The sequence below is a fragment of the Paenibacillus sp. V4I5 genome (genome assembly GCF_030817255.1).
Lineage (GTDB): Bacteria > Bacillota > Bacilli > Paenibacillales > NBRC-103111 > Paenibacillus_E.
This window is the reverse complement of the sequence record NZ_JAUSZB010000002.1, coordinates 6702920-6720079: the sequence shown is the minus strand read 5'-3', so window position 1 is coordinate 6720079 and position 17160 is coordinate 6702920. Positions and strand designations below refer to the sequence as shown.

Here is a 17160-nt window from a genome sequence, read left to right as displayed (position 1 = left end):
TGCATTGCCTACGCTGGCCACCATCTGCTCCGATGGCATGGACGGGGACGGCTTGCAAACCCGGGTCCCAACGTTACATATATGAAGGCTTAACCGTATAAATAAACCCGGGCTCCGTATCGAAAGCGATCGTCCCGTATGCGTTGCTTTCGAACTGGGCGGTTCTGCCGTCCGCTTCCACCTTCAGCGGAACTGAAGCCGTAACACGACAAGGACCGCCGAGAAGCGAACGAATCTCTGCCTTTACGAGCGCGTTGTTCTCCCAGGCAAGACTGATCTCAAAGCCCCCTCTTGCTCGAAGTCCTTTGACTGAGCCGGTTTCCCATGCATTTGGAAGAGCAGGCAGCAGACGGATGGCGCCGGCATGAGACTGCATCAGCATTTCGGCTACGCCGGCCGTTAAGCCGAAATTCCCGTCGATCTGAAACGGCGGATGCGCGCCGAACAAGTTCGGATAGACGCCGCCGCCTGTGACGCTGCCCACATCGGTGTGAACGAGATTCAGCACGTTCCCGATTAGCTGCAAGGTGCGGTTTCCGTCGCCGAATCGTGCCCACAGGCTGATTTTCCACGCGAGGCTCCAGCCGGTGCCGATATCGCTGCGCCGTTCGAGCGAGCGCTGCGCCGCTTCGAACAGCTCCGGCGTTGCCTCCGCGGTCAACTGACATCCCGGATAAACGCCGAACAGATGCGACACATGGCGATGCTGCACATCCTGATCCTCGAAATCAAGAAACCATTCCTGAAGCTGACCGTATTTGCCGATCTGATACGGAAGCAGCCTGGACCTAGCCTCCGCCAGCTCCTCCCGGAAGCTATCATCCATTCCAAGTATATTCGCCGCCTTGATGCAGTTCGTGAACAAGTCCCAGATCAGTGCATGATCCATCGTCGCCCCTTTGCTGACGGCAGCCATTTGGCCGTTCGGCAATACAAACTTATGCTCGGGGGAGGTGGACGGCGATGTGGCCAGCCGACCGTCCGGTTCCTCCTGCAACCAATCCAGGCAGAAGAGAGCCGCTTCCTTCATGATCGGATAGGCGTTGTCACGAAGAAACGACGTATCTCCACCGAATGCATAATGCTCCCACAGATGCTGGCTTAGCCAAGGACCGGCCATGAACCAGCTCGCCCAAACGGGGTCCCCGTTGCCGAAGTCTCCTACCGGCGCGGAATGGCACCAGATATCGCTGTTGTGATGCGCGACCCAGCCGCGGGCGCCATAATTGATGCGCGCGGTTTCCGCCCCTGCCTTGGCCAAATTGCCGATGAAATCAAGCAACGGCCCATGGCAATCGGCCAAGTTGCACGTCTCCGCGAGCCAATAATTCATTTCCGCGTTTATATTTAACGTATAATTGCTGCTCCAGGGCGGCCGTGTTTCTTTATTCCAAATTCCCTGTAAATTCGCCGCCTGCGTGCCGGGCCGGGAACTCGCGATCAGCAGGTACCTGCCGAATTGAAACAGGAGTTCCACCAGTTTCTTGTCCTTCACTCCGTATTCGGCAACGCGTATGTCTGTCGGTACGTCGCCCGGAATGTCGGATGGCCCCAAATCAAGGGTAACTCGATCGTATAAAACGCGATAATCGGCAATGTGAGAGGCATAAAGCTTTGAATAAGTCTTATTAAGAGCCGCGTTCAAGTGTCTCTCTGCGATTTGGGAAGGGTCGACACCCTCCGTTGCCGGATTACGGTCAAAACCATGAAAGCTCGTTGCTGCGCTAAAAATGATGGTCGCGGTTGTAGCTGATTCGACATGCAGTCCGTCATGATCGGCATAGACGCGGCCATCTTCGGTCCGAATAGCAATCCTTCCATCGAAGCGTGTGCCGGATTCGCCGTAACGAATCGGATTGCTGGTCTGATAGTAATTCGGGTCGACATGGACCGGAGCCCTGCCTCTCATCACGATGCGTTCGCCCTCGGGACCGATTTGATGCCGGAGCGGACTCCATAGCTTGGCCGTAAAGTTCAGCATGCCGGGACGGTCCGCCTCGATCCGCATAACAAGAGTTTGATCCGGGAAGGAAATGAAGCAGGTTCGGGTGTATGTGACTTCGCCGATCCTATATCTAACCGATGCAGCCGCCGTCTCCAGATCCAGCAAACGTTCGTACTGTGTGGCATTATCGCCGTGATAAAAGTGTACGGTCAAATCCCCTAAAGGCATAAATGATTGCGTATAAGGACCCATCGCTTTTTTGCAAAGAGCGTCCGCTTCCTCATAATTCCCTTCGTTAATTTGACGGCGAATTTCAGGAAGCGCCTTCTGGGCGTTTGGGTTCGTCCCATCCTTCGGTTCCCCCGACCATAGCGTATCCTCATTCAGCTGCAAGCGTTCGGTCTCGACCCCTCCGAATACCATCGCTCCGATACGGCCGTTTCCTAACGGAAGCGCCTCTGTCCAATAGGATGCAGGTTTCGTGTAATTCAGCTTCAAATGATTCGCTCCTCTTCACAAAAAAGTTGCCGCTAACTCCTTCCATACAGAGCCTGTAGCGGTACATACTTCAATTTATCTCAACCCTACTTCCTCATGGAGTTCGAGCAAGATATCGTGGGGCTCCTCCATCAATATGTTAAGAAAAAAAGCCTCAATGAGCCTTTATCTTCTGACCCCGCCATGCAATCTTTATTTTAACATTATATTTTATTCATCCTATATCGTAATCTAGCATTGATATACTGTTTTTTGATATTTACATATATTCAACCCTCTAAACGCCGAAGCGTTTCTTTACAAAGGCCTTGTCCTCTCCACATAATAAAATCCCACGTGTAATCACCTTGGATAAAAATCCAGCATATCCACCAGCAATACAAGAATTAATAAAGCGGAAATCCCTACCAAAAGAAATCTTGATATATGATTAGGAAAGGGCAGACCGAAAATAATTCGTCTGTCCTCTCTGCAGTTGAATGGCTTAATAAAATATTTGGTATTATGGCATAGTTAATTACAATTTATTGGGAAATTGCTATCTTTTTTAATTCTTGCACCACAACTATAGCTTGTCTACAAGGATAAAACAGCAAGGCAATCACCTACCTTTGCCAGTCAATCCGCGTGTTCTCTCTGCCCATGAAAATAATAGTTTTCATACATTCCCCCGTAAAATACTCTCAATTAATATAGGCTCAGTGCCTTTAACACTAGATACGCTTTCCGAGCATTGTAGGATCAACAAGTATCACATATGCAGGTTGTTCCAGAAGTCTGAGCAAACCTCGCCGCTTGCATACCTGAAAGATCGACGGGTGGAGGCAACCATTGCTTTGCTCAGAACCACGGATTTGCCTATCCATGAAGTTGGGGGGCGTTGTGGCTACGAAAGTCCAAGGCTGGAATTCCCTTATCATGCCATTTATTTTGAATAAAGGACATTCTCGAAAAAAAAGCGGTAGCCCAGGAGTTAACTTTAATCCTCAGCTACCGCTGTTTCTATTTATATCCTTAGACTATTTCTTGTACTCATACATTTGATTCATCTGCTCGAATCAGCCCTTTGTTGAAGTTTTGTTAAGCTGCCCGTTAAGCTTGAAAATAAACAAACCGGACCCCTTTATTTTTCAAGGAGTTCCGGTCTTATAAACATTAAACAACTTCATTCAACCGCACAATCCGCTTCGCCTGCTGCGCAATCAATAAGTCATGCGTAATCAAAATAATCGTCCGACCTTGTGCATTTAATCTCTTTAATATGTTTAAAATCTCTACACCTGTCTTCGAATCTAACGCTCCCGTAGATTCATCTGCCAAGATGATCGGAGGATCTCCTGCCAACGTTCGCGCAATAGCGACACGCTGCTGCTGCCCGCCAGATAATTCTGATGGAAAACGCCTCTTGCAATCTAGCAAGTCCACCGCTTCCAGTGCTTGTAAAACAAACGGCTCTCTTTCCTTTTTGCTCATTCCCCTATAGATCAAGGGCAACTCTACATTCTCATAGGCACTTAATCTCGGCAGCAGGTTAAAACTCTGAAAAACAAATCCAATCTTCTGATTACGAATCTCAGCAAGCTGAGAATCCTTAAGCACGTTTATTGCTTGACCATCTAGGTCATAAATACCTTTATCTACAATATCCAAGCACCCGATGATGTTCATCCGTGTGGATTTGCCGGAACTTGATGGACCCATGATTGCTACGAACTCTCCATGATTAATATCTAATGAGACATCATCTAATGCTTTAATCGTTTCCTCGCCCATCGTATAATGTTTACTGGCATTCTCGATGTGAATTAACGTCATAACCTTCACCTCCATTACTTGCACAAAGTCCAAATTAATGAAGTATCCGATTCGTGACCTCACCGCTTCGCCTTATAAAAATCATGATACAGCTTCATCAGCGCTCTTTTCTCGATCCTCGACACATACGAACGCGAAATCCCTAGCTCCTTCGCAATCTCCCGCTGCGTCCGCTCTTCCCCGCCAAGCTCCAACCCAAACCGTCCAACCACAACTTCCTTCTCCCGATCATCCAAGATCTCCAGATTGCGATAGATTTTGCTCTTCTCTATTTTAAGCTGCACTTTATCCACGACTTCGTCAGCTTCCGTGCCGAGGATGTCGATCAACGTAATTTCGTTCCCCTCTTTGTCCGTTCCGATGGGATCATGCAAAGACACATCTTTGCGCGTTTTCTTCAGTGAACGCAGATGCATCAGGATCTCGTTCTCGATACAGCGAGCCGCGAATGTCGCCATCTTCGTCCCTTTGTTCGGCGAAAACGACTCGATCGCCTTAATCAAACCGATCGTCCCAATCGAGATTAAATCCTCGAGATCTTCTCCTGTGTTGTCGAATTTTTTGAGGTTGTGAACACGAAGCAACGTAAAATTTCATTAATAGTCCATTAAATGAACACAAGACTGCTACACGGCAGCCTTGTGTTATATATTGCATTCTCGTTACCTGGCCACACATGCAGCGCAAGCACATTGATGCAGACATCTTTCATTTACTAATAAGTCAGAGACTACCCCAAATAGTACTATGAATGTTTTATGATTTGTGTGACACCATCGAAGTGGAATCTGGGGTAAACCTTGTGTCCCAATAGTCCAAGCAATCTACCGTTGTAAACCGATACGTTAGTCAATAACTTCTATAAAGGGATAATTGCAAGCCCAGATGCTGCATTTCCTACTGTTATCGTGTCAATAACCTTATTATCCCTAATTCTTATTACAGAAACTGTATTTTCTCCAAAATTGGCAACATAGGCATATTTACTATTTTGTGTAATGGCTACAATGCCGGGTTTGATCCCCACAGGTATGGTAGCTATCACCTTGTTATTAAAAAGCTTTATGACGGAAACTGTGTTATCCCCTTCATTACCAACATAGGCAAATTTGTTGTTAGGGGTTATGGCTACACCGATAGGTTTAACTCCTACTTTAATCTTTTTTAGAATCCTTCGGCTATGAATACCTATAACCAAAACATTATCATCCGTGGTGACATAAGCTAATTTGCGGTTCGTCGTGAAAGCAATTTGATCCGGGCCAACACCGGCTTTTATCGTGTCAATAACCTTATTGTGTTTCACATCGAAAATAGAAATCGTATTGCTGTCGTTATTACTTACAAATCCTAAAGTTTTTTTGCCCATCTTCTTAGGCGTAATGGTTACTCCTACCGGCCTTTTTCCGACCATTATCGTTTCAACGACTTTTTGTTTCTTTATACATATTACTGAAACGGTATGATCAGCCGAATTAGTAACATAGACGAACTTTCGCGATGTACCTACATCCGATGGACTTTTTCCGACCTGGATGGTTCGGATAATTGTATTTGTTTTTCTTTTGATTACTTGAGCGGTATTATCGCGTTTATTGACAACATAAGCATACTTCCCATCGGGTGTAACAGCAATCTCAAAAGGTCCACTACCTGTCTTGATTGTTGCCTTAACCTTTCTTGTTCGGGTATCAATCACCGACACGGTATTATCGTTGTAGTTCGTGACATAAGCGAAATGAAATGATGGCGAAGGTCTACACGTGGTCACAAGGAATAACCCTCCTTCATTTTATAACTTAATCTAAGTTATTAATCTGCATAAAGGAGTGGCACGGCCATTTTATAGATATTTGGCCCTAAGCTTGAGCGTGATTTACGGACCCTATTAAATCGCCTTTCTCCCCCTAAAAGCAAAAAATAAGGGCGCCCATAAGGCCCCCACCTTCACCACCATTACTTGCAAAGTGTCCAAATAAATGAAGTATCCGATTCGTAACCTTACCGCTTTGCCTTATATAACTCATGATACAGCTTCATGAGCGCCCTTTTTTCAATCCTTGAAACGTAGCTCCGCGAAATACCCAGCTCCTTCGCAATCTCCCGCTGCGTCCGCTCTTCCCCGCCAAGCTCCAGACCAAACCGGCCAACGACGACTTCCTTCTCGCGATCGTCCAAGATTTCCAAGTTCCGATATATTTTACTCTTCTCTATCTTGAGCTGCACCTTATCCACGACATCATCCGCTTCCGTTCCGAGGATGTCGATGAGCGTAATTTCATTCCCCTCTTTGTCCGTTCCGATGGGATCATGCAAAGACACATCTTTGCGCGTTTTCTTCAGAGAACGTAAGTGCATCAAAATCTCGTTCTCGATACAGCGAGCTGCAAACGTCGCGAGCTTGGTCCCTTTGTTCGGCGAGAACGACTCAATCGCCTTAATTAATCCTATCGTCCCGATCGAGATCAAATCCTCAAGATCTTCCCCTGTATTGTCGAATTTTTTGAGGTTGTGAACACGAAGCAACGTAAATTCAAAATAATACACAGTGCCATTTCATAGAGAAGGTTAAACTAGCATGATTTTGATACAATAGAAGACATTTGTGATTCAATTTCTTAGTGTAGCTTGGCTCATCGGGAATTCATCAGGCACGTAACCACTCTCCTGTTCACTAACTCGGATCAGATATGCCGCCATCAACCGAGATGACAAAAAAAGCTTCCCTATAGTCGCCTGGTGTTTGACCTGTATATTTACGAAAAACTTTGTAAAATGTCCGGCGATTTTCGTAGCCTACGTGTTTCGCAATTTTGTCCAAAGACATCCCCTTCATCCCAATCAGAAGCTGCTTAGCCTTCTCTACTCGGACTTCATTGAGAAGAAAGTTGAATGTGTTACCCGTTTCTTTTTTGAATATTTGCCCTACATACACAGGATGCTGATCCAACAAAGAGGCAGCGTCACCAAGAGAAATATCCTTCATATAATTTGTCTTAATATAGTCAATTAAGATTCTGATATTCTCATTAGAATTCCCTTGTGGTTCCCCGGCTTCTTGCGTTTTAAGCTGAGTGGCTTGTTTCTCCTCCATAATATCAATTGCCATTCTTTTTAATAATTCGGCTAACTCCAACTGATTAATAGGTTTCAACAAGTATTCTTTGACTTGCAAGCGAATACCTTCACGTGCATATTTAAACTCGTCATATCCCGAGAGAATGATAAAGTGGGAGACATCTTTCTTTTGAGCCTCGCGAATCAGAGTCAAACCATCCATTTCAGGCATTTGAATGTCAGTTATTATCAAGTCAGGACGAAAGTAATCCATCTTTTCAAGCGCTTCGATACCATCGTTTGCTGTAACAATCTTGGTGAAAGCGGTATTCTCCTTTTCTACCATATCCCGTATGCCAGCCAATATAATCTGTTCATCGTCCACGATCATTAACTTCAGCATCGCCGTTCTCCTTTAAATAAAGTCGAAGTGAACAAACTGTCCCTTCACCAGGAAGGCTGCTAAACATCACGCCTGATTGCCCCCCGAAATACGCTTTCACCCGTTCGGCTACATTTGTAAGGCCAATGCCCATTCCTTGTGTTTCAGAAATACCATTAACAGCTTCGCCTGCAAGTGCTTGCCGCAGTACTGTAAGCGCATCTTCGGAAATACCTGATCCGTTGTCAGACACCTCGATGATAGCGTAATCCTGCTCCTTGGCAAATCGTATGGCGATTTGCTTGGCCCCTCTTCGCTTCGATAGACCATGAATGATACTATTTTCAACAAGAGGTTGTAAAATAAACCTCGGACATTTTAACGTCATCAGCCCTTCTTCAGGGACTATCTCATAGTAAAGATCACTCATCCGAATTTGATGGATGGAGAGGTATCTTTTTACATTGTTCAATTCATCCTGAAAAGTCGTTTCATCTTGTTTGGACAAACTGTAACGCAAAAGATCCCCAAGGGAATAAGCCATATCCGCAACAGTGAAATCACCACTTGCCCTGGCCAGCATGCGCATCGTTTCCAGCGTATTATATAAAAAATGGGGCTGGATTTGTGCTTGCAGCATTCTAAACTCAGCTTCTTTCTTCAGCAATTCTACTTTTTGGACACGGTTTACCAGTTCATCAATTCGATTGATCATGCCATTGTAGTTCAAGATCAGAAACCCGACCTCATCTATTCCTACGCGCCCAGTGTACGGGTGATATAAGGAATCAGCTTCTACCCGGCGCATATGTCGCGACAATAGAATGAGTCGTTTGGTCAGGGAAGAAACAAAAACGTAATACAGAATGGTCAACAAGGCAAGCAATGCAAAGCCTCCCGTTATCCACCAGATCTTATGGCGGAGCAACGTAAACAAGGCATCCTTCTGGTTAATTTCAATAATCGTAAGCCCCAGTCTCGACAAGTCCGTTGAATTGACAAGCATTTGGTTGCGATCAGTCATAAACGTTTTACTCCAATTCGCAAGTGCGGAAGACTTAATCTCCATTAGTTGATTTTTTGGAAAAGAATTGTCCATTTTTTGATACACGATGTTGCCATCTTGACTCACCAATAGGATCACATTGTTAGGATGGAGACTCCGAAGCTGATCGAGGAACTCCTTAAAGAATATGGATTGAACAGTAATTTGAAGTACACCAAGATCGTTAGAGTACGAATCGTTATAAATCTTGTGAAAGTAAGCCAGTGTTGGTACTTCACCGATGGAATCGATTGTCCATATCCCTTTTTTCGGACCCATTGCCTTCCAATCAGAGGTTTTAATGACATCTTCCAATTCGTGATAAGCCTTAAAACCGGTAACGTTCAGTAAACGTTCTTCGTATTTAGGGTATATGGTAAGATTTCGCACAAGTTTATCTCCAAGATATGAAAATGAAATAGCGGGTACGATTTCTTTCAGATAGGCGTAAATTAAATCTCGATCATTGGTGTAGTCTCCTCGCAAAAATTCAATTAAAGCGTTGTTATTCTGATATATCGAGTAAAGTGATTCGATCTTAACTAGACTAGCGTCAAGATTAACAGCTAATTGTTCAATATTCTGCTGATTAGCTAGTTGGTATTTCGCAATAAACTTATCATTCATCTGGCTATAAACAAAATAGGCAAAAGTAAGGAACGGAATAATAATCAGAAGAATATAGCCTACAATCATTTTAGTACTCATGCGCATATTCTTCACGGCTCCGTTTCCAAAAAATGAACGAACTCATACGGAATGATAGACCATCCAATATGGCTACATTCCGTATGAGTTTATATGATCTCTTATTTTGCTTTCGTCAAACTATCGTACTTTTCCTTCAACGGTCCGTACTGCTTTGTGGCCCACGCTTCCAATTTAGCGATACCGATTTTTTCAGCCTTGCTCAGCATGTCATCGTACGCTTTTGCGGCTTCCGCCTCCGATTTCGAAAGATACACTTTCGTGACTTCCGTTTTCACCATATTATCGATATTAGCCCGAATAATCTGCTCCGGAGAATCGGTATCCGGATTAATCATGCCGATCGCCGGGTTATATTTCGTAATTTTGGAGTAGGCTTCCCCTTGACGCGTCGTTTCCGAGCCTTTCTTGTAGGAGCCTAAAGCCATGCCAACACCGCTCTCCGTTGGCACGCCCCACCAGTAAACACCTTTCTTCTTGAGAATTTCAATATTTTGGACATCATAATTAAATTCTGGATATCCTGCTGCGTTCCAGGTCCAATCCTTATCTTTAATTCCCCACTCCGCTGTTCTCCACCCATCTTCCGAAAATAAGTATTTGAGAAGCCTCACGGTCGCCTCGACATTCTTATTGTTCTTGGTTACGTACATTCCCAGTCCGCCGGTTCCGGTACTGATGATGGATGCGTTCGGTCCGAGCGGCTCCGCGAGTTGAACGAACTTGAGATTTTTATCTTTTGAGTCTGCATTGAGGCGGTCCGCAGCGGAATAGGTCCATGTGTAAGCAAAGCCTTTGCCGGCGAGCACCATTTGCTCGGTCTCCGACTCGTTCTTATACGCGAAATTTTCCGACGTGACAAAGCCGTTGCGATACAAACTGTTCATATAAAGCATCGACTTGCGTACCTCATCCTGTCTGAGATAATATTCAATCTTGCCGTTCTTGTCGACAAACCCACCCTGAGCGCCGAATTGCGTATCAAAAAAAGGTCTTAGCCAATTCGGGTTCAAGATTAATGGCGTCATTTCCGGGTGCTTAGCTTTAACATCGGCGAAAACCTTATTGAGGTCGTCAATCGATTTGATAGCTGGATTTCCGATTTCCTCCAAAATATCTTTGCGCATAGCAAGTCCCGGAACCATCATATGTGCGTAAGGATTGGCTTTCCATTCAGCTTCCGTTGAGAAATCATTGCGGATGGCGTAATAATTGCCATCAGTTACGGTACTAACCAGCTCTTTAATCGGATCAAATTTTACATCCGGAGCGTACTTCGGAAAAATTTGATTGTACGGAAGACTAAGTTTTGCATCTGACATGAGTTTGAAGTTGAAAGACACCACGATATCTGGCAGATCACCGGAGGCCGTCATCAAAGCCAATTGCTTGTCATCGGTAGCAACAGTGACTTTTGGCTTCACACAGGTTGCTTTTGTAATCGCTTCCGGAATTTCGCCCGACCATTCCTGGAACGGATACCACGTGGCATCGACGAACATATTTAGCTCGACAGGTGATGTACAGGAACTTGGATTCTCGCTTGTACCAACAGCGGTTTTGGTGGCCGCTGGAGTACTACTCACTGATGAATTTCCCCCATTATCCGTACTCGTGCTGCAGCCCGCAAGCACACCCCCTATCAGAAGCGGAGCGACTACCATTTTGGTGATCCTTTCGATTCGTTTTTTCATTTTCTTTCCCCCTTCATAATAACTTCTTATTTTCAAGCACTCTGATTGACATCCAAATAAGAGTGCTATAAAAATATTGCTTTCAACCCTTGACGGAACCAAGCATTATACCCGATACGAAATGCTTTTGCAGAAACGGGTACACGCCGAGAATGGGAACGATCGATATAACCATGGCGGTGGCCTGAATAGAAAATGGTGTGACGCTCGATCGCGACATGGCGGCCATCTGCGCTTCTCCGGAAGGGACCATCGACTGATTAATGACTTGCATCATTCGATAGGTAAGCGTACGCAAGTCCTCGTCCTGTACGAAATAAGCGGAATCAAGCCATGAGTTCCACTGTCCTGAGCCTAAGAATAGACTCATCGTCGCAAGCAGTGGCATAGAAACCGGAAGTATGATCTTTGTGAAAATGCGAATTTCAGAGGCGCCATCCATACGTGCCGATTCCCCAAGTTCATCGGGAATTTCCCTAAAAAAGGAGATCGCGATTAGCAGGAAAAACAGATTCAGCATGCTCGGAATGACATAAACACCAAATGTATTAATCAGTTTAAGGCTCTTTAAAACGATATAGTAGGAGATCAATCCGCCGGAGAAGTTCATGGATACGATTACAATTAAGAAATAGCTTCTCCTGAAAATCAGATCTCTCTTGGACAGTCCATAAGCAACTAAACAAGTAAAGAGAACGGCAAGCGATGTCCCTATGATAGTTCGAAGCACCGAGATACCCAATGATTTAATCCACTTCGGATTTTCGAGGAAATAGAGATAGTTACCGAGCGTGAAGCTTCTCGGCCATAGATACATGCCTCCGGCGGCTGTATCGGTGCCGGCGTTAAACGTGATCAACAAAATGTAATAGAACGGATATACCGTAACAAAAACGATGATGACTAGGACGACCGCTATAATGGAATCCAGTACGCGATCCTCGACTGTTTTTCTTCTGCGCAAAATGGATCACCTCCTTTTTTCTTGTCGAACTAGAACAATCCAGTTCCCGACACACGCTTGGCAATCGCGTTGCTGGTGAAAATCAGCATGACCGAAATAACGGATTGCATCAAATCAATTGCGGTTGCGAACGAGAATCTTCCTTGCGCAAGCCCTATCGTGAAAGCGTAGGTCTGAATGATCTGAGACTTCTCGCTGTTTAATGTATTGCCGAGCAGCATCGCCTGTTCAAAATTCGATCCGACTAAGCCGCCGCCTAGCATGCTGCCAATTGTCAGAATCAAAACAACGATGCTTGCGTTCTTCAGCCCGGGCAGCGTAATATAGAGAATTCGCTTAAGCCGCCCCGCCCCATCGATTTCCGCAGCCTCATAGAGTGAAGGATCGATACCGGCAAGTGCTGCAAGAAAGATAATCGTCCACCATCCGGCCTCTTTCCAGATGGCCGTAGAAACTGCGAGTCCCCAGAAGGCATCCGGGTTCGTCAGAATGTCGAGCGGTTTATCCACAAGATGGAGCGATTGCAATAGGTAGTTAATGATGCCGAAACCGCTTGAGAAGAACGAATAAGCAATGCCGGTTACAACTACCCAGGAAACAAAATGAGGCAAGTAACTGACCGTCTGGACGAACCGTTTGAGGAATACATGCTTCACTTCACTGAGCAGAATGGCAAACAAAATCGGGATTGGGTAGGAAAAGATGATTTTTAACAAGCTTAAAACCAGAGTATTGCGCACTAGCATCGGAAAATTGTAATCATTAATTAACTCTTTGAAGTGGGTAAGCCCAGCCCACGAGCTTGTAAAAATACCTTCAATTCCTGTCGATATTTTATAATTCTTGAACGCAATAATAATTCCAAACATCGGAATGTAACTAAAAATCAATAGGAACACAAGCCCGACCCAGACAAATAGCTGAAAAGGCAGCTGATTTTGAAAGCGTTTTAGAAATACGTCATTGTTCATAACTATCACCACCCTCTAAATTTTTGTATGTCTATAATTACCTTTATGTCTAAATTATAATTTGAAGGGTGCCTACGATGATACGGTTCATTTCCAAGATAAGTGTGCCTATTTTAAAGCTTTAAATACCTGAAATTGCCGATCCTAATCCATTTCCGAACAGTTCATATCCAATCATTCGTTTAAAGGGAAAACTTCACCCAAAGAGAGGAACATCTTTAAGGTGAAGTCTACCAAAGACAAACTGAATACCAAGTTGAAATTTTTGGTATTGTTAAGTACAAGCTTGCGTTAAGCTTGTTGAACACACATAATAAAATTAAAAGGCTGCTTGAAATCTTCTTACGAAACAATTTAAAGAATCTGCAAAAGGGGGGATTGGTCAAGTGGAGCTCCCAAAAGTTAATGTCGAAAATATGAACGTTAAGATTTCGTTAGGCGGTTTATTGTTAAACGTTTTGTATATCAGATTCGGGGTCTTTTATCAATCCTTTCTCGAACACAGCCATAGCATGAAAAGCTACGAACTGCATTATATTCCTCAGGGACAGGGAATCTTGGTAGCAAACGGCCGAAATTATCCGATACATCCTGGCACTCTTTATATGACTGGCCCAGATATTGCGCACGAGCAAATCACGGTTCTCTCCGACCCTATGGCGGAATACTGCATATGCTTTGAAGTGTTGGCCAATAACATTAACGATGATCCGGATCTTTCCTCTATAGCAAACCAATTCGTTCAAACAACTTTTTGGTTCGGTCAGGACAAGCAGAATTTGTTGCCATTGTTCGAGCAACTCTCCTATGAAACAACCAATCAATATATCGGCTACTACCTGACGGTTCAACATATTATCGAGCAGATCGTCATCAAGCTGGTCAGAAACTACACAAACAGTGTTCTGACCTCCTCTGCTATGCCGCTTAAAACCTTAGACGACGAGAGAGTCGTTATCATTGAAAATAGTTTTTTATACAACTATGATGATTTAACTATACAGAAGCTCGCTCAAAAACTGGGACTAAGTGTGAGACAGACGGAGAGAACCATTCAACAGTATTATGGCCAATCGTTTACGCAAAAAAAGACCCAAGCAAGAATGACGGCTGCCGTTCACCTTCTTATTACAACCTCAATGACCATTAGTGAAATAGCGCGACATGTCGGTTTTTCTTCATTGGAACATTTTTGTACTGCTTTTAAGAAATACTACAATACCTCGGCAGGTGAGTTTCGCTCCTTGCGCAAGCCCTTTGATCACAATGTGACATGTCATTGAAGACAAACGGTAATAAATTGTACAACTCGAACATCACATCAATTGGACAAAATAAATACAACTGTAACGTCTATACCAGAATTCAGCGTTAAGCGAATATGTTTACCAAATTCATCGTCAAGCGCCTCTACTTCTTGGGCGTTAACCATTGCTTTTGTCCAAGGAATACCCACTTTTACTTTTACTTCATTTTGATTTACAACTGATTTTAATGTAACACATGCAATGTTAGTGTCCCAAAATAACCCTCTAACCTCTACCCGGGTCCTTGCCATTAATCCTTTTATTGACCCTGATTTCCATTCAGAGGGCAGCGCCGGCAGTATTTCAATTTCACCTGTATTGGAAAATAGCAGCGCTTCATTTACTGCCCCCACAGTACCAAATAATGTATCCGTACAATAGCAGTCGTTTCTTCTGTTTGTGTCATGGTCTGTCATCAAGGAAGTGTAATAACCGGAATCCATCATCATCGGCAGAAGGGACGAGACGACCCCGTCGCCGTTTTTTAACCTGGCATAGACCAGCGCCTTATGCATCCAGCCGTGCCCCGCCGTCGCGTCTCCTGTATTGTATTTATTTCTGTTTTCAACCGCGATAATTGCTGCTTTCGTCAACTCCGTATTGTTCTGCGTTTCGTACGCAGGCCAAGCCGGATAGAGATGGCTTAAATGGCGGTGGTTGTTGTTTTCCGTATATTCACTCATCGCCCATTCGCGTAAAGCGCCGTCTTTGTCAACCTTATAATCCGGCATTAGTCCTAACAATGCTTCCCATTTGGCAACAGCAGTTTCATATCCGTCGCGCTTTACTGCTTTTTCCATGGATATGACCATATGCAGTCCATCCCGCGCCGCAGAAATATCCATCGTGGCATTTGCCGTAATCGTACTGTTGTAACCGATCGGGTTATTCTCTGGAGAGTAGGTAGGGATAAGCAAATATTTCTCGCCTGGATTTAACGCAGTTTTGCCTTTCTCATAGCACGCATTACCGTTTATATCCGTATAGTATTCCGGCGTACATAGCTGCTCCCAGAAATTAGCCTGCTTTGTCAGCAGCGGAAGTAAAATATCCTTTTCCAAATCTAGAAATCCATTTTCGATCAATTGACTGAATTCTTCATCCGTCAGCCCACCGTCCTTTATACTGAGAAGCGGTTTCAGATCATGAATTCTCATGTTGTCTTTGATCGGAATCTGCCCATTGCCGTAACACTGCCAATACTCGAAGATCGGGAGCAGACACCAGCTCGCTCCGGCATTCCAATATTCAAACGGATAGTCATTGTCGTATTCCACATGCATTGCGCGGTCGATGTCCGAGTTTACCGACACCTGCAGGGCATCATGCATCCCGTAGGCCATTCGCGCATTGTATTCGAAGTCGGGCGTGTTTCTCAAGAAGAAAGTGATGTATCCAAGCTGCGCTTGCGTGAAATGGCCTGTATTCATCGGAGAAACCTGTAAATTCACATTGGCGTCAAGCGTATAGATACCTCGCCAGCCAGGATTCCACTCCCCGGTCCACATCCCATACAAGCGCGGAGCGCTTGAACCGCTGCAGCATAGTAAGGCATATCGTCCCTGGTTGTACACCTGCTCCATAAAAGCATGATTGATTCTAGTTTTTGATGCCTTTTGCGCGTTGATTAGCGTTACGTTGTCAGCGCTCTTGTCATCCTCGTCGCCTGTAAGAGTAAATTGTGCAGCGTTAAATTCTGCGGAATGCTTTAGGGCGTGAGGCGTGAGGGCAGCTTGATAATCGAATTTACCATAGGCATCTTTATATTTTTCAGCGACCGCATTCATGTTCTGAAATAAATTGTCTACGATAGCGTATTGCGTCATTCCGGCAAAATCTTCGGTTTTGCCCATATCAAATGTCCTGTTCGATTGCGTAATTAAATATACGGCGTCGGCGTCGATCACTTGGATCGCAGGATTCTGTTCCATTCCTACATTCATCGGTTCATTCGTGTCAGCGAGCAGTACTCTCTTCTTGGATCCATTAACAACAATAATCTGCGTCAGACCTGCATACCCACCATTGCTCAGCTCACTGTCCTGATAGGATGGGTAATGGGCAACCTGCGCGATATATGCCGCACTCGGTTCCACAAGCTTTTTGTATTGAAGCGCCGTCAGCTCAGACATACCATCCCTCGATTTGTACATGCTCGAAATGTCATCAATGGAGATGATCATATTGATCTTAGCGCCTTCAGAGGATTGTGAGATCTTCGTAATCGAAACATTGTCTTCTCTGGATGTAAACGAGGTTCGGATCCACTCGCCAAATTCATCGGTGTATCGTACTCCGGTTTCGGCTGTTTCATAATTCGTCCATCTCTCATAATCAGACACGGCTCCCTTATCAGTCACGCCTAATCTGAGCTGGTGTCCCGGATGATAACTATAAAAATAGGTTCTTACCCTCGTTTTACCGTCAGGAAAAGTAATCTTCCATTGATCGTTTTGTTTAAAAACATTCCATCTGGCATCAGCAAGCTGCCCCGTTAATTCTCCTGGAATCGCTCTTGGATCTCGAGACGGATAGTTGAACCACATATTTTGAAAAATAAAGCTGTCCGTATAAGGCGATCCTGACGTGATATACCCATTTTCGCCATTTCCACTAATCATGCCTTCCCGCCACGCCAATCCGGGATTTGTTGTTGCCACTTCTTTATAGGTGTTAGCGTAATTGCCTTTTTCGTACATTCGTGTAATTTCCGATATTTTAGTCATGCTATTCCCCCCTGATCTGCTCGCTATGGTATTAATTATATCTGGCAG

At 44.7% G+C, this 17160-nt stretch carries 13 protein-coding genes and 1 pseudogene; 3 read left to right on the top strand and 11 right to left on the bottom strand.

All coding sequences use genetic code 11. The features are described from left to right. Positions 1-73 precede the first annotated feature (73 nt). Entirely contained in the window at positions 74-2443 is a 2370-nt protein-coding gene (locus tag QFZ78_RS32755) for a glycoside hydrolase family 95 protein (protein WP_307553510.1), read from the bottom strand. A 287-nt stretch (positions 2444-2730) separates the two neighbouring features. Between QFZ78_RS32755 and QFZ78_RS32750 the strand changes: the two are divergent. Further along, positions 2731-2868 (top strand): annotated as a pseudogene (locus tag QFZ78_RS32750) (IS6 family transposase); the annotation flags it as partial. 276 nt (positions 2869-3144) lie between these two features. Continuing rightward, a complete protein-coding gene (locus QFZ78_RS32745) occupies positions 3145-3381 on the top strand; it encodes a helix-turn-helix transcriptional regulator (protein ID WP_307555994.1) in 237 nt (78 codons plus the stop codon). A 217-nt stretch (positions 3382-3598) separates the two neighbouring features. On the opposite strand, the gene QFZ78_RS32740 is transcribed toward QFZ78_RS32745, so the two are convergent. From QFZ78_RS32740 to QFZ78_RS32700, 9 genes are all read right to left on the bottom strand, one after another. Next, positions 3599-4258, bottom strand: a complete 660-nt coding sequence (locus QFZ78_RS32740) for an ABC transporter ATP-binding protein (protein ID WP_307553509.1) — start codon at positions 4256-4258, stop codon at positions 3599-3601. Positions 4259-4317: 59 nt separating this feature from the next. Continuing rightward, positions 4318-4842: an RNA polymerase sporulation sigma factor SigK gene (sigK, locus tag QFZ78_RS32735; protein WP_307553508.1), complete on the bottom strand. Its 525-nt coding sequence runs from the start codon at positions 4840-4842 to the stop codon at positions 4318-4320. 275 nt (positions 4843-5117) lie between these two features. Further along, entirely contained in the window at positions 5118-6029 is a 912-nt protein-coding gene (locus QFZ78_RS32730; protein WP_307553507.1) for a beta-propeller fold lactonase family protein, read from the bottom strand. Positions 6030-6259: 230 nt separating this feature from the next. Beyond that, complete coding sequence (gene sigK, locus QFZ78_RS32725) at positions 6260-6805, bottom strand: RNA polymerase sporulation sigma factor SigK (protein ID WP_307553506.1); 546 nt, start codon at positions 6803-6805, stop codon at positions 6260-6262. Between the two features lie 127 nt (positions 6806-6932). Continuing rightward, the gene (locus tag QFZ78_RS32720; protein WP_307553505.1) at positions 6933-7718 is read right to left on the bottom strand and encodes a response regulator; all 786 of its coding nucleotides are present in this window, start codon (positions 7716-7718) and stop codon (positions 6933-6935) included. Then, on the bottom strand, positions 7690-9450 hold the full coding sequence (locus QFZ78_RS32715; protein WP_307553504.1) for a sensor histidine kinase: 1761 nt from the start codon (positions 9448-9450) through the stop codon (positions 7690-7692). Before QFZ78_RS32715 ends, QFZ78_RS32720 begins: the two co-directional genes overlap by 29 nt. 101 nt (positions 9451-9551) lie before the next feature. Next, positions 9552-11144, bottom strand: coding sequence for a type 2 periplasmic-binding domain-containing protein (locus tag QFZ78_RS32710; protein WP_307553503.1), 1593 nt, complete (start codon positions 11142-11144; stop codon positions 9552-9554). Between the two features lie 82 nt (positions 11145-11226). Beyond that, the gene (locus tag QFZ78_RS32705) at positions 11227-12108 is read right to left on the bottom strand and encodes a carbohydrate ABC transporter permease (RefSeq protein ID WP_307553502.1); all 882 of its coding nucleotides are present in this window, start codon (positions 12106-12108) and stop codon (positions 11227-11229) included. Positions 12109-12137: 29 nt separating this feature from the next. Beyond that, entirely contained in the window at positions 12138-13079 is a 942-nt protein-coding gene (locus QFZ78_RS32700) for an ABC transporter permease (RefSeq protein ID WP_307553501.1), read from the bottom strand. Between the two features lie 386 nt (positions 13080-13465). Here QFZ78_RS32700 and QFZ78_RS32695 point away from each other — a divergent pair, with 386 nt between their 5' ends. After that, a complete protein-coding gene (locus tag QFZ78_RS32695) occupies positions 13466-14362 on the top strand; it encodes an AraC family transcriptional regulator (RefSeq protein ID WP_307553500.1) in 897 nt (298 codons plus the stop codon). 38 nt (positions 14363-14400) lie between these two features. On the opposite strand, the gene QFZ78_RS32690 is transcribed toward QFZ78_RS32695, so the two are convergent. Then, complete coding sequence (locus tag QFZ78_RS32690; protein ID WP_307553499.1) at positions 14401-17112, bottom strand: glycosyl hydrolase family 95 catalytic domain-containing protein; 2712 nt, start codon at positions 17110-17112, stop codon at positions 14401-14403. Positions 17113-17160: the final 48 nt, after the last annotated feature.